Origin of the sequence: Halorubrum wangae, assembly GCF_051194135.1 — an archaeon.
Lineage (GTDB): Archaea > Halobacteriota > Halobacteria > Halobacteriales > Haloferacaceae > Halorubrum.
This window is the reverse complement of record NZ_JBLZNH010000004.1, coordinates 120,439-134,414: the sequence shown is the minus strand read 5'-3', so window position 1 is coordinate 134,414 and position 13,976 is coordinate 120,439. Positions and strand designations below refer to the sequence as shown.

Annotated in this window: 16 protein-coding genes; all 16 read left to right on the top strand. The window is 65.0% G+C overall.

The features are described from left to right. Positions 1–184: 184 nt before the first annotated feature. The 16 genes from ACNS84_RS12985 (at position 185) to ACNS84_RS12910 (ending at position 13,976) form a co-directional block, all read left to right on the top strand. The gene (locus ACNS84_RS12985; RefSeq protein WP_435075297.1) at positions 185–493 is read left to right on the top strand and encodes a hypothetical protein; all 309 of its coding nucleotides are present in this window, start codon (positions 185–187) and stop codon (positions 491–493) included. 44 nt (positions 494–537) lie between these two features. Further along, complete coding sequence (locus ACNS84_RS12980) at positions 538–975, top strand: hypothetical protein (protein ID WP_435075296.1); 438 nt, start codon at positions 538–540, stop codon at positions 973–975. Then, a complete protein-coding gene (locus tag ACNS84_RS12975) occupies positions 972–2,303 on the top strand; it encodes a terminase large subunit domain-containing protein (protein ID WP_435075295.1) in 1,332 nt (443 codons plus the stop codon). The genes ACNS84_RS12980 and ACNS84_RS12975 overlap by 4 nt, the downstream gene beginning before the upstream one ends. A gap of 114 nt (positions 2,304–2,417) precedes the next feature. After that, on the top strand, positions 2,418–4,031 hold the full coding sequence (locus ACNS84_RS12970) for a phage portal protein (protein ID WP_435075294.1): 1,614 nt from the start codon (positions 2,418–2,420) through the stop codon (positions 4,029–4,031). A gap of 38 nt (positions 4,032–4,069) precedes the next feature. Further along, positions 4,070–4,801: a phage minor head protein gene (locus tag ACNS84_RS12965; protein WP_435075293.1), complete on the top strand. Its 732-nt coding sequence runs from the start codon at positions 4,070–4,072 to the stop codon at positions 4,799–4,801. Between the two features lie 12 nt (positions 4,802–4,813). Continuing rightward, a complete protein-coding gene (locus ACNS84_RS12960) occupies positions 4,814–6,226 on the top strand; it encodes an XkdF-like putative serine protease domain-containing protein (RefSeq protein WP_435075292.1) in 1,413 nt (470 codons plus the stop codon). Between the two features lie 3 nt (positions 6,227–6,229). Next, positions 6,230–7,147, top strand: coding sequence for a hypothetical protein (locus ACNS84_RS12955; RefSeq protein ID WP_435075291.1), 918 nt, complete (start codon positions 6,230–6,232; stop codon positions 7,145–7,147). 11 nt (positions 7,148–7,158) lie between these two features. Further along, on the top strand, positions 7,159–7,479 hold the full coding sequence (locus ACNS84_RS12950; RefSeq protein ID WP_435075290.1) for a hypothetical protein: 321 nt from the start codon (positions 7,159–7,161) through the stop codon (positions 7,477–7,479). Beyond that, entirely contained in the window at positions 7,480–7,851 is a 372-nt protein-coding gene (locus tag ACNS84_RS12945) for a hypothetical protein (RefSeq protein ID WP_435075289.1), read from the top strand. It begins immediately after the preceding gene. Beyond that, positions 7,851–8,165 (top strand): hypothetical protein, encoded by a 315-nt coding sequence (locus ACNS84_RS12940; protein WP_435075288.1) that lies wholly within the window; start codon positions 7,851–7,853, stop codon positions 8,163–8,165. Before ACNS84_RS12945 ends, ACNS84_RS12940 begins: the two co-directional genes overlap by 1 nt. 4 nt (positions 8,166–8,169) lie before the next feature. Then, positions 8,170–8,799 (top strand): hypothetical protein, encoded by a 630-nt coding sequence (locus ACNS84_RS12935; RefSeq protein WP_435075287.1) that lies wholly within the window; start codon positions 8,170–8,172, stop codon positions 8,797–8,799. Between the two features lies 1 nt (position 8,800). Further along, positions 8,801–9,292, top strand: a complete 492-nt coding sequence (locus tag ACNS84_RS12930; RefSeq protein ID WP_435075286.1) for a hypothetical protein — start codon at positions 8,801–8,803, stop codon at positions 9,290–9,292. Beyond that, on the top strand, positions 9,289–9,756 hold the full coding sequence (locus ACNS84_RS12925) for a hypothetical protein (RefSeq protein ID WP_435075285.1): 468 nt from the start codon (positions 9,289–9,291) through the stop codon (positions 9,754–9,756). The genes ACNS84_RS12930 and ACNS84_RS12925 overlap by 4 nt, the downstream gene beginning before the upstream one ends. A gap of 64 nt (positions 9,757–9,820) precedes the next feature. After that, positions 9,821–10,327, top strand: a complete 507-nt coding sequence (locus ACNS84_RS12920; RefSeq protein ID WP_435075284.1) for a hypothetical protein — start codon at positions 9,821–9,823, stop codon at positions 10,325–10,327. 3 nt (positions 10,328–10,330) lie between these two features. Beyond that, positions 10,331–10,981 carry a hypothetical protein gene (locus ACNS84_RS12915; protein ID WP_435075283.1) on the top strand — a complete coding sequence of 217 codons (651 nt, stop codon included), beginning with the start codon at positions 10,331–10,333 and terminating at the stop codon, positions 10,979–10,981. A gap of 175 nt (positions 10,982–11,156) precedes the next feature. Beyond that, positions 11,157–13,976 carry a phage tail protein gene (locus tag ACNS84_RS12910; protein ID WP_435075282.1) on the top strand — a complete coding sequence of 940 codons (2,820 nt, stop codon included), beginning with the start codon at positions 11,157–11,159 and terminating at the stop codon, positions 13,974–13,976.

The following is a 13,976-nucleotide window of genomic DNA, read 5'->3' as shown; positions in this document are numbered from 1 at the left end:
ATCGAATCAAATACATCTGACCTCGCCGACACACCTCGTCTCCGCGAGTACCATAGCCCATGAGCTACACAGACAACGCCGTCCCACGACCGTCGACGTACCGTCCAAATCGCTGCCCTGAGTGGCGGTGCCGACTCGACTCCGAGCGACAGTGTGACTGCCAGTCCCTCATGGATGTCTCATGATGACTGCGCAACACTCGCGACCGTGGTACTGTCGCGACGGAGTTGTCGACGAGTACAAAACCACCCTCCAGGATGATGGTGAGAGACTCCCGATGCTGAAGACGCTCAAGATCATCCGCGCGATCATCGTCAACGTTGGCGTGATCGGAATCGGGTTGTACTCCATCTCCCGCGGTGGTGACCCGACGGTCCTCGGCGGGCTGGCGCTTGGTGTTCTCGGCGCGTACAACGGGCTCGAACTCTCCGACTACGCAGCACTTCTTCAGGCGTACAAAGAGGTCCAGGTCGACTCTAACGACGAGGAGTAATGGCGATTTGCGACGTGCGCTGACTGTCTGATCTATTCTACACCATGAGCGACGACCCCACGGCGGACGCAGACCCCAAGGCGGATTCAGACCGGTGTACTGCGACCGCGAAGTCAACGGGTGACCGATGCAAGCAGCCGGCGGTCCCAGGTGGGAACGTCTGCCGCTTCCACGGTGGGTCCGCGGAGCAAGTCCAAAAGAAGGCTCAGGAACGGCTCGACGAGATGGCCGACGCGACGACCGCCAAGCTCCAGTCGCGCCTCGACGGCGTCTTCGGCCGTCTCGACGAGGCCGAGGACCACGATCAGTTCGTGAAGTTACTCCGCGAGGTCCGCCAGCTGACGACGAACATTCTCGATCGTACTGATCACGGGCCGACAGAGACGCGAGAGGTCACTGGCGACGGTGGCGGGCCGGTTGAGGTCACCTTCGACGAGGAGATCGTCGAGACGCCATGGAACCCTGACGAGGATACCGAATGAGCGCAGCTGCATCGACCACCGTCGAGTACCAGTGGACGAACTACCAGGCGCACGTCCGCGATACGCTCGAGGCGGGTGATGTCGATCTCGTCGTCCTTCGCACGGGCTACGGCGGTGGGAAGTCCCGCTGTGGCGGACAATGGATCCACCGCGGGGCCATCGCCGATACCGAGGGCGTCGGTGAAAGCCTCGTCCTCGCTCAGGACTACCAGAAGGGGAAGTCGACGACGTACTCGGTCTTTTTCAAGATCCTCCCCGGCCAAGATACGAATCCGTTTAAGGACGGCGACCCGGAAAACAGCCCGATCGTCGACACGTGGCACTCGAACGACAAGCGCCTCGTGTACGTCACGGGGCATGTCGCGTGGCTCGGTGGCGCGGACAAGTGGAACCGGTTCGCCGGGGGCGAGTACTGTCGAATCTGGTGTGACGAGGTCGGCCACTACCCGCCGAACACCGACCTCTATGACCTCCACGAGATGCTGATCACGCGGCAGCGAACCGAAATCGGCCCGAACACGACACTGTGGACGTCAACGGGCAACGGGTTTAACCAGTTCTACGACATTACCGAGCGCCAAGTCGACGCCGACGAGCAGCCTCTCCCGTGGGCCGACCGCATGGAGGTGATCGTCGCGTCCACGGAGCACAACACGCTGCTCCCGCCAGACGGTCTCGATAAGATCCGGCGTCAGTTCAAGGGGACGGCACGCGAGGATCAGGGCCTTCACGGTGGGTTCGCAGCGGCCGAAGGGCTGGTGTACGAGGGCATCACACGTCAGCAGCACGTCATCCCCGACGGCGAGGCGCACGACCGTGTCGACGACTGGCGCATGTACGGATACGACGCCGGGTGGAAGGATCCGCGCGTCCTACTAGATATTGGGCGCACCCCACACGGCCAGCTCGTTGTCGTCGACATGCTCTATCAGTCGGGCATCCACGTCGGTGACCCGGCGGACCCTAACAAGGGTACCGCGCTTGACTGGCTGGTCGGCCGGCCCAATGGGAAGGTTTACTGCGAGCACGCGCCGGCGGACATCGACGCGTTCCGCAAGGCGGGCTGGCCGGCGGTCAAGGCCGAGAAGGACATCGATGGGGGGATCGACCACGTCCGCGAGCGCCTGGAGACGGACGATGGGCGGCCAGGCCTGCTCGTCGCCGAGTCGTGCGTCCCGCTGATTCAGGAATTCCTCTCATACAAGGAGGACGATGTCGGCGGGAGCGACGTCGACGATCACGCACTCGACGCGTTGCGCTATGCCGTCTTCACCGAGTCGGTCCGCTCCGGCGACGGTGGCGGCAGCTCGTTCGCCCGGAGTTTCTGACTCATGATCCAGACCGAACACAGTTGCTCAGAATGCGGGGAACCACTCGACAACCCGCTCGCGAAGGCGCGTGGTCAGCATCGCAACTGTGACACCAGCGAGGTGAGTAAGTAGATGCCTGACGATGGCACTCCCGATCCCACGCTCGACGCCAGCGTACCCGAAGACTCTGAGGTGATCGGCACCGTCGGCGGCAGCGACGGCGGCGACGCCTGGGACGCGCTCAACGACGACGGCTTCGGCGGGGACCGCACCAGTACGAACATCGAGAAGGCAGAGGGCAGCCAGCAGCACGACCTCGACGACCCGCACGGCGAGCCCGATTACTACGACCCGCCATACAACCCCTCGAACCTCGCACTCCTTCAGGAGCGATCGGAGACACACGCCGCCTGTGTCCACGCGAAGTCCCAGGCCGTCGCCGGGCATGGCTTCGATCTCGTCCCGGCGGAGGACGCCGACAGCGACACCCCGCCCGGCGAGGACACCGTCCGCGACTTTTGGTTCGGCGCTGATTCGACGTGGCAGCTCGGCCCGGATCGGCTCCCCGCGACCCCCGCCGAGGTGCTAGAGACGGCGTGGGACGACTACGAGGGCATCGGCTGGCTCGCGATCGAGATCCTCGTCAACGACATGACGGGCGAGCCGACCGGGATAGCGCACGTTCCTGCCCACTCAATTCGGAAGCGGACGGATCGGGCGGGCTACATCCAGATCGACCCCGGCACGAACATTATTGAGGGCTACTACGGCGCGGCCGGCGACCGTTACGGTGACGACCAGACGTTCGTCGACTCCGAGGACGGCACCGTCGCTGACTCGATGGCCGGCGTCGACACGCCCGCCAACGAGTTGCTCGTCATCCGCAACTACTCGGCGCTCGCTCCGCACTACGGCATCCCGGATATCATCCCCGCGATGGAGACGCTGACTGGCGACGTCGCCTCGCGCACCTACAATAGGAGATTCTTCGAGAACGATGCTGTCCCGCGCTTCGCCGTCATCGTCGAAGGCGGGGAGCTCACCGACCAAGCGTGGACGGAACTCGAAGAGAAGTTCGCCGAGCTCAAGGACAACGACGAGTCGCATCGGGGCGTAATTCTGGAGGCGGTCTCCGGCATCGCCTCGTCATTCGAGGACGCCCACGACGTCTCGCTCCGTATCGAGCCGCTGACGGTCGGGGTCGAAGAGGATGCCTCGTTTATCGAGTATCGGCGCGAAAATGAGCATGACATCGCCAAAGCTCACAGCGTTCCACCGGTCATCTACAGCCGCACGAAGAAGATCAATCGGGCGAACGCCGACGCCCAGCGCCGCCACTTCGCCAGCGAGACGATCCAGCCCAAACAGGAGAAGTTCGCCGCGCGGCTACGCAGTCTCGTCCATCAGACGATGCTCGACGTCGACGACTGGGCAATCGAGTTCCGCTTGCGTGGCGCCGAAAACGAGAAGCGACAGGCCGAGATCGCGAAGTTGGAGATCGAAGGCACGGCGGGCGTCCTCACCGTCAATGAGGCACGCGAGAAGGTGGGGCTCGACCCGCTGGAAGGGCCGGAGGGCAACATGCTCATCGCCGAGTTATCCCAGATGTCCGGTGCGGGCGGCGCCGGCGGACCGTCGTCAGGTGGCGGCGAGGCTGGTGACGTGGCGGCAGCACGGCGTGCTGAGCGGGCCAAGGCCTACGGCTACAGCATTACGGACCGTGTCAGCGCTGACGCCGACGACTGATGTGTCGCTGCTGCCCCGACGGCGGCCGCTCAGTACTCTTGGCGAAGGACTCGCCGAAAGAGCGGTCCGTTATCGAGACCTTCATCGAGGAGTTTGTCACCGTCCTTCGGCGGTGGCACGCTGACATCCTCGGTGGGCTCCGCACGGGTGACATCGCCCGGGCAAGCGAAGCGGCGACTCGGCGCACTATCGCCCGCGTGCTCGACGAGCATCGCGACGCCGTCACGGCGGCGTTCGACACGCTGTATCAGGACGGCGCCGAGGCTGGCCGCGCGGCCGCGATCCGCCGGTACGACCTCGACGTCGGCCCGAGAGTGAGCGATCGCGTCACGCGGGAGCTCTACGAGTACGCCGTCGACGCCAGCGACGAGGTCGGCCAGCGCATGACCGACGACATCGCGACGGCGCTGCGGGAGGCGTGGGACGACGGCCTCGGCCAACCCGAGATCGAGCGCATCCTCTCGAAAGAAGTGTTTCCCCAAATGGAGTCGTGGGAAGCCGAACGGGCGGCCCGAACTGAGGGAACGGCGGCGGCCGGCCGCGGGCAGGTGTCCTCGTTCCAAGACGCCGGCGTGCCGGGGAAGCGGTGGTTAGCCGAGGACGACACGCGAACACGCACCTCGCATCGCGAAGCGGATGGCCAGGTCGTCCCGGTCGGCGCGAGCTTCGAGGTGGATGGGCACGCTGCCCGCTGGCCGGGCGACCCGCGGCTGCCCATTAGCGAACGGGCCAACTGCCGTTGCGGTTCGGCGCCTGTGTGGAAGTTGTAATTTACGAGAGCCATGTCAGAAACAGCACTACCAAGAGATGCATCGTCCGAGGACGGTGACTTCGAGAAGCGGGTTGAAGTCCTCGAAAAAGATGACACCGAGCAGATCGCCCGCGGGGCGGTTTTAGCCCCTGACAAACTGGACCATCAAGGAGATTTCCTCCGCGCCGACACCATCAGCGACCTCCGGGAGAACTGGACGCAGCGCGTTGAATCCGGCGATGCGCTCCCGGGTGTCATGCATGCCGTCTTCCCACGGGACGCAATGAACCTCGTCGAGGACCGCCAGCTCGACGCGCCCGAAACGATCGGCGACAAGACCCTCCCCGCCGGCACGTGGATACAGGGCTGGCGGTATGATGACGAGAAGCTCTGGGAGTTGGTCGCCGACGGCGTCCTTGGCGGGTTCTCTATCGGCGGCACGGCGAAGGGCCGCGTCTACGAGGCCGGCGAACTCCCTGACGATGTCTCCATTCCCGACGAAGTGCAGGCCGAGCTTGACGAGGCGGACGTCACCCGCGACGAGATTCGCGCTCGGGAGATCACGTCGGGGCGCATCATGGAGACATCGACCGTGGACAGGCCCGCCGTGCCACTGGCCGTGCATGCTGAGACGAAGGGGCTCGCGAAAGCGGCGCCCGCCCTAACAGAAAACATCGTCCAGGCACGACTCTACCTGGAGGCGCGCGGGCACGACCCAGATGACGCCAAGCGACTCGCGGAGTTCCTTCAGACCCACAAGGCTACGGAGGCTGACGCGCCGTCGGGATTTCTCGGCAAGGCACGGTCGTGGCTGGGTGGCGGGCGTGACGAACCGACCGATGCGTCCACCACCAAGGACGGTCGGACGCTCTCGGCGGAGAATGTCGAGAGCGCGAAGGCCGTTCATGACGCCGCGCTGGACCTGCTGAACCGGTCGGACGTCGATCACGGCCGACGCCGGTTCACGGATGATCGTACCGACGAGTTCTCCATCGGGGCCTACGGCCGGGACGTCGAATCCAGTGCTGGAGGCCCAGTGGAGTCCGACGCCGGGACCGACACCACAGACAACTCGACTACCGACCCGTCTGACGCAGACAACGACGATTCAAATTCTACGACAGAGACTACGACAATGAGCGACAACATCGAGGAGACGCTGGGTGAGATCACCGAGCGGCTCGACGACATCGAAGCACAGCTCGACGACGGTGACGCCGACGCCGAGACCGAGGAAAAGACGACTGACGACGGCGACATCGACGACGGTCCGTCCACCGAGGAGAAAGTCGACGAACTCGCGGGCGCCATCGCCCAGATGGGCGAGCAGGTTGAACAGATGGCGAACGCGCAGGGCGTCAGCCAGCAGGCCGACCCCGGCGAGAGCGCTGACGAGAAAGAGAGCACGTGGGCCAACAGCCCTTTCGCACCGGCGGGGTGGTAGCTGATGTCCGCACGCCAGCAGAACGCGACCGCGCTCGAAAAGGTCTCCGAGAGCGACTTCGCGGCGGGCTCGCAGCTCGACCCCGAGCAGTTTGAGGAGTTCATGCTCAATGTCGAAAACCAGTCGAGCGTCCTCCAGCGTGCCAACCAGCTCACGCCCACGGCTGAGTCGGGGAACATCCCGCGGCTGGGCGTCGGCACGGAGCTGTTCCAGCAGGTCGGCGAGGGCAACAGCGTCTCGCTTCAGAACATCGACTCGCAGGACGTCCCGTTCTCGACCACCAAGGTCTCGCTGCCGTTCGAGCAGACCTGGGAAGCGAACAACGAGATTATCGCCAACCCCGAGCAGACCATCCGGCAGCTGTTCGTCCGACAGTTCGGCCGCGACCTCGAGATCCTCGCCTCCGTCGGCGACACCACCACCTCGGGCTTTTCCGCCATCGAGGACGGCTGGCTCAAGGTGTGTGACGACTCCTCGGACCCGGGCACCTACGACCACAGCGGCGCCTCGATCGACAAGTCGCTGTTCGAACAGATGCGCACCACGATGCCCGAGCGGTACAAGAAGACGCAGAACCTGGTTTTCCTGACCTCCTACGAGCAGAAGGACGCCTACCAGGAGTACCTGACCGACCGTTCGACGGACGGCGGTGATGCCATGCTGATGAACGGCGACGAACCGACGCCCTACGGCTTCGAGATCGCGACGCCGCTGGGGTGGCCCGACGACCGCGCGATGCTCACGAGCATGGAGAACCTCCTGTACATCGTGCAGGACTCGCTGCGCGTCAAGCGCACCGAGGACGCCGAGCGGAACGTCCTCAACGACATCGAGACCATCTACAACATGCTCGCGAAGATCGACTACGAGGTCATGGAGAAGACTGGCGTGGTCACCGCCTCGAACATCGCGGCCCCCTGAGGTGACCTGACATGGGAATCTCATGGACCCGCGACGAGAGTGACTGGGACGGCGGCCACCAGCGCCGCGAGCGTCTGACCGGTGCCTTCGACAGCTCCTACACCGGCGGCGGTGAGCCGCTCACACCGGCCGATGCAGGGCTGGACCACATCGAGTCCGTCTCGGTACTCTCGCCCGCTACGGAGTCGGGCTACGTGGTTCGGTATGACCACGACACCGATACGGTGTTGCTGTTCGAGGAGGATGCCAGCGCCGGCCCGCTCGCAGAGGTGGCCGACGCCACTGACGTCTCGACGGAGACGGTCGACATCGAGGTGCGGGGGCGGTCGTGAATGGGTGACTCGGTCGAGCCGCACGTCATCCGCCTCCGCGAAGATGCGGCAGGCTGGCGCGAGGTCGACGGTCCGCGACTCACGCCCGACGAGCCGTTTCTGACCGGGCTCTCCGCGGAGCGCGCGGAGTCGCTGGTGGGGTCAAACTGGGCACTCCGCCCCTCCGACGTCGACGAGGCAACAGCCTATCGACAGGGTGCGGAGACACCACCGTTCGACCCCGGCGAGTACACCATCGACGAGCTCACAGCCGCATTGGCCGACGCCGAGTACGACGCCGCCGCCTTGGACGCCCTCTACGACGCTGAAGCCGACGGGAAGGACCGCACCGGAGCGCTGGACGTGATCGACGCCGCCCGAGGTAAGGAGTGATGCCGGATCATACCCGCAAGGTCGATGACGACCACGCGACGTGGACGCAGACGCTCGATGATGTCGATGCCGACCTGACGACTGTCTCGGGGATCGATCTCTACGTGGAAGCGCCGGACGGCTCGATCGCCGTCTCGGGCGCGGCCGCGACGGTCGTTGACGCGGACACGGTGAGTTACACGTTCGCGGCGGGCGACCTGAGTCAGTCTGGCTCGCACAACGCCGAGTTCCATGTCAACTACTCGGACGGCTCGGTTGAGATCGCTCCGCAGGACGACTACTTCACGGTACAGGTCGTCAATGACCTGAACTAACCCGATGCCCACGACCAGTAGTGGCGCGACGGTGTACGCCGAACCCGAGGCACTGGAGGCATACGTCCAGCAGGACCCCGACACGTTCGGTTTGTCCGATAGCTTTGACGACCCGACCGAGTGGCGCACCTTCTTGGAGGCGCGGCAGGTCGAAGCGAAGGCCCGAATCGACGAGTACGTCGGCCGCGACTTCGAGGACCACCCCGGCGATACGATCGCCCTGGATGTCGGGCCGACGAGCACACGCTTCCTCTCGCTGCCGACGCCCATCCGCACGGTGTCGGAGGTGCGCGTCGACGGCGAGGCGCTCCCGGCCGACCAGTACCTCGTCCGCGACGGCCAGCTCGTTCGCCTCGCCGCCGCCGACGGCGATCCCGAGCACTGGCCAGGTGGCTACGACAACGTGGTGGTCGATCTCGACTGGGGGTATCAGACGCCGCCTGCCGATGTCGCCGAAGCTGAGAAGAAACTCGTCAACCACACGCTGTCGGGACTCGCGCAGATGCGCGAGGGCGTCATCGTCCAGCAGGACGACGTCGATGTGACGGTCCAACTCCCGTCGACCATGACCAGCGAGGTGCGGGGGATGCTCAAAGCCCACCGCGAGTCCGGGCGGACGGCCGGAGTGATCTAAGATGGCCGGCATCAGCGGCGGATTCCGTCTCGATGAGGACCTCCAGCAGAAATTCGAGCGGATTGACGAGAACTGGCCGCGCCACCGGAGTGCGATCCTCCGGGCGCTGGGTGAGGACCTCGTCGGCAACATTAAACGCGAGATCCCCACCTCGTCGGGCACGGCCAAGTCCACAGTCCGCACTATCGACACTGAGGGCCCGGGACCGGGACGCGTCGTCGCCGGTGGGAAGCGCGGCGTCGACTACATCAAGCCACTGCTCGAGGGGGCGGAGCCGCACGCCCCCGGGCCATATGACGCGAGTCAGAACTCGCTGGCGCGGTGGGCGCGCCGGAACGGCTACCCCGGCGGGTTCGAATCCATCTACTGGTCGATCTATCACTACGGCACCGAACCCCACGACTTCGTGACCGAGCCGGTCACTCAGACACAGGCACAGGCCGGCACCATCGGCGAGTGCGTGCTCGAACGCTGCGGGGTGTTCGACAGATGAGCATCGAGTGGGGGCCGTGGTATCGAGAGACACTCGACGGACTCACGGCGACGCTGGAAGCCGCTGCCGTCGACTGGGCGACCAACAGCCAGCGCGACCCGTGGATCATCCTCGGGCAAAAGCGCCCCAGCGGGATCGAGTACCCACACGCGATGGTGCTGTCGTTCTCGCGGCGGCGCGACGCCGTCGAGTCGTCACGTTCACACGAACTCCACCGCATCGACACGGATATTGCCGTCTTTCAGCAGGGTGACGCGCTCGAACCCGAAGAGATGCTCCTGTCGACACTAGAGGAGATGGCTGCCGTCGAGTCGGCGCTGGATGCCGACCGGACGCTCGGCGGCACCGTCGAGCATACCAGCATCGACCAGGCCGACGCATTCGAGTTGGAGACCAACATCGGTCGCGAACTCGTCGGCAACCTGCAGCTCACCATCACGAAAGAGGCTCGCCTACTCGAATAACGCCTCCGTTCGCCGTCTCGCTCACTGACCGCACGCAGACCCATCCTCACACCCACACACATCCATGCCAGACAGCATCGTTGGCGACATCATCGAGATCGAACATACGGACGATCACACCGCATCGAGCCCGACGTGGAACCTCGTCGGGAAGACCAAGGACACTGTCGAGATGTCCGCTGAGACAGAGGTGACGGATGCCCGTCACCACGAGGCGTTCCACCGCGACAAGACCGCGACCAGCGAGGCGTGGGAGCTCTCCTTCTCGGCGGACATCGTCACCGGCACGGCACAGCTGGAGACGCTGGGACTTATCGACACGAACACCTACGAACTCCGCGGCCACGTCGACAGCGACGAGACCGGCAACGCGAACGACGCGGTGTCGATCACCGTCTACGACACCGAGGCTGACCGCGACGCCGGCACCGTCAAGTGGGAAGTTGCCACCGACGACTACGTGATCGTCGTCGACTCCGGCGAGGTTGCGACGGAGGACTACTCGACCCGCGAGTTCGTCATTCACAGCCGGCGGCGTCCGGTCCGCCTTGACGCCGGAGGCTCGCTGTAATCCATGTCCGAGAGTACCGCTGTCGACGGCGACACTGCCGACCCAATGCAGGACGCCGACGCCTGGAGCGACCTCGACCGCGAGGAACAGAGCGATATCCTGGACGAGGCACTCGCCGACCTTGCGGGTGACCACGGCGAGGGCCACTGGCGACACTTGTCTGCCCGCGCGAAGCGCGAGACGCTTGACGCCATCGAGGGTCGCACCGGTCCGGGCGCCGAGCTGGACACCGAGGAGTTGTCCGAGGCCGAGGCGGCGATGCAGGCGGCGCTCGACCAGACGTGGACGGCCGATCTGTGGGCACACACCGATGACGTGCCGACGGTGCCCATCGAGTGTCGCGAGCTCTCCGACCAGGAGCAGGACATCATGACCGATGGCTTCCGGCTGATGGCCGCGCTCGACGAGCAGGCCGCCGACGTCGACGACATCGATGACGTCACCTTCGACAGCGAGTTCTTCGACTCGCTCGCCCAGTTCGAGCGCTGGCTGTTTGCGTTCCTCGCGGACGTCACCACCGAGGAGACCTTCGACGACGATCGCTTCCGGACCGGCCATCGCCTCCGGTCGGGCACGCGACAGGAGCTCCTATCGGAGGTGTTCTTCCGCTACGAAGAGGAGGCGCGCAACGCCCAGAAGTTTCGGCAGGAGTAAGGACGGCAAGGCATTCGCGCAGTTCTGCCAGTTCTGGGGGTGTCTCCCTCACGACCTCCCGCCCCGCGGGTCTGCGGAACGACGATATATGTACGAGGCATACAATCAGATCCAGCAGGACAAGTCGGACAGCGGCGGCACCGGCGCTGCCAACCCGCCAGGAGGGTGGTCGTAGATGGCGCAGGGTGAGATCCTCGCCGAGATCGTCCTCGAGGGCGACCAGAAGTTTCGCGCCGCTGTCAAGCGCGCCGGCGAGTCGATGGAGAGTGCCGGCGACGACGCGACGGGGCTGTCCGCCCGGCTCGGTCGCGTCGCCGAGCAGATGTCGGATTTGGTCGCGCCGGCGACGCTGGCGAGTAACCGCGTCGACAACCTCGGTGACCAACTCAACCAGACTGGAAGGAAGGCGGTCGCCGCGACGGCTGGGGTTGTCGGTTACTCGTCAGCGTCCTCGGCGGCGGCGGGGTCGTCGGCGACGTGGTCGGCAGTCATGTCGGCGTCGCTCATCCCAGCGCTGGGCGCGCTGTCGCTCACGCTCGGGCCGCTCGTCGCGACGATCGGCGCCGTCGCCGTCGGCGCAGGGGCGCTGGCGGCCGCATTCGGCACCGTCGTCGCGAGCGGGTTCCTCGCCTACGGCCGCCAGCTCGCCACCAGGATGGACGATATCGAAAAGCCGACAGAGGCACTCGCCAAGCGGTTCGCCCAACTCCGGACGCGGATTGCCAACATCATCGCGCCGCTGGGCCAGCAGTTTGTTCCGTTGATACGTGACGTCTTGAACGCCCTGCCGGGGCTGGTACAGTCAGTCGTCAACAGTCTCGGCCCGCTCGATCAGTTCGCGCAGACTCTCCGGTCGATGGGACAGACGGCGATGCGCGTCATCCCGCAGATCACGGGTGCACTGTTCGACCTCGCCCGCCGCGCGCTTCCGGTGTTCGAGCACCTAACGTCGTTCCTCGCGACACAGGGGCCGGCCGCGTTCGACCTCCTCGTCGAGTCGTTCCGTGTGGCCCGCGACGAGTTTCGCCTCCTGCTGGGCGCGACTTTTTCGGCACTCCCACCGCTGCTGCGCCTGGGGAACACCGTCACGCAGGTGCTCGTCCCGGCAGTTGCGGACATCATCGGGGCCCTAGGTCGGGCGGTCGAGCGATTCAACCAACTCCCCGAGCCACTGCGGCGCGGCGCCGTCGCGGCCGGGCTGCTCGGCTCGGCCTTCGTCGTCGCCGTACCCGCGATCACAGCGATCGCCGGCGCCGTCTCGGCGCTGCTCGGCCCGCTGGGAGCTCTCGTCATCGCGGTCTCGACGCTCGTCGGGGCGTGGGTCGCCGACATCGGCGGCATGCGCGAGGCGACGACGCACGTCTTCGGCGCGATCCAAACAGAGCTCACCAAGACATTCCGAACACTCGACTCCGCCACGAACGGCGCGCTTGGCCGTGTCGGCAACACCATCCGCGGGTTCGTCACCAAAGCTCAGACCAACCTCAGCGGGATTATCCGCTACATCTCCGGCCAGTTTGTCGCGGGTATCCGGGCCATCGGGGCCACCGTTCGAGGCGCACTGCTGACGGCGTCGAAGATCTGGGATCGACACAGCGGCCGTGTCAAAGACACCATCCGCGACCTGACTGGATTCATCAAACAGAATCCGCGGGAGACGCTGGCCACGCTCGCGACGGTTATCATCCCCGGTCCGCTAGGACTCATCGTCGAAGCGTTCAAGCGCAATTGGAACGAGATCAAGCGGACGGTCCGAACGGCGTTGAACGTCATCACTGACATCGCTCGAACGACGATGCAGTCGTTCAAGGAGCAGATCATCCAGCCCGCGAGGAACGCGAGATCGGAGTTCGGTCGCAGCATCTACCAAATGTTGACGGAGGGACGCCAGACCTTCCGGATGATCCGAGATGTCATCAGGCGCGTGATGGGGGTCGTCCTCACCAATATCCGGGAGCGCCTCAACGCGATCAGGCGTATCTGGAAGGCTAACCTCTCGGGGTCGAACGGCATCCTCGCGAACGCACGGACGGCGTTCAACTCGCTGTGGAACAACATCATCAAGCCGACGCTCGATCTCATTCAGTCCGCGTGGAAGGTGTTCGGCGACGACCTCATCCGCATCTTCGACGGCGTCCTCGGGACGATCAATCTCATTAGTGAGACAGGACTCGACCTACTGCTGACGACGGTCAACGTTATCCTGGACCTCATCAGTGGCGACTGGGAAGGCGCCTGGACCAACATCAAGGACTTCTTCCAGCGCACGTGGAATCGCATCGTCGACTGGGCGAAAACCGATGGGAAACAGCTCCTCTCGGGAGCGTTGAACATCATTATCGACGCGGCGAAGAGCATCTTCAACGCCTTCTACGACTGGCTCATCGGCAACTCGTTCTTCCCAGACCTCATCAACGCAGTCGCCAACTGGCTGGAAAACACCGGGAAGTCGCTCGTCACAGGTGCGTTCGACAGCATCGTCGACGGGATCGAAAGCGTACTGAATAGTATCGACGTGTCGGGTGCAACCTCAGCGATTCAGGACATCATCGACAAAGCGGGGGCGGCGATCGACAAGATCGGCTCTATCCCTGACGTGCCCGATGTGCCGGACATCGACTTCGGCGGCGGTAGCAGTGGTGGTGGCGGCGACGATGATGACGGCGGTGACGGCGGTGGCGATGGCAGCGGTGGCGGTGGAAGCGTTAGTAGTGGCTACGTCGGCGGCCCCACCACCTCAACCGGCTTCGCCTCCGGCGGGATCGTCGACGCGCCACAGTCGGGGATGCCCGCGGAACTCCACGGCCGAGAGGCCGTCATGCCGCTTGACCGCCTGCCGGAGATGATGGCCGACACGCTTGCCGAACTGGACGACGGCGGCGGCGAGACGGTCATCATCGAGGAGAACGCCATCCAGATCGATGCGCAGGGCGCCGACGCACAGACTGTCGCCGAGGAACTCGACCGCCAGCTCGAACGCCTGCTCACACGCTAA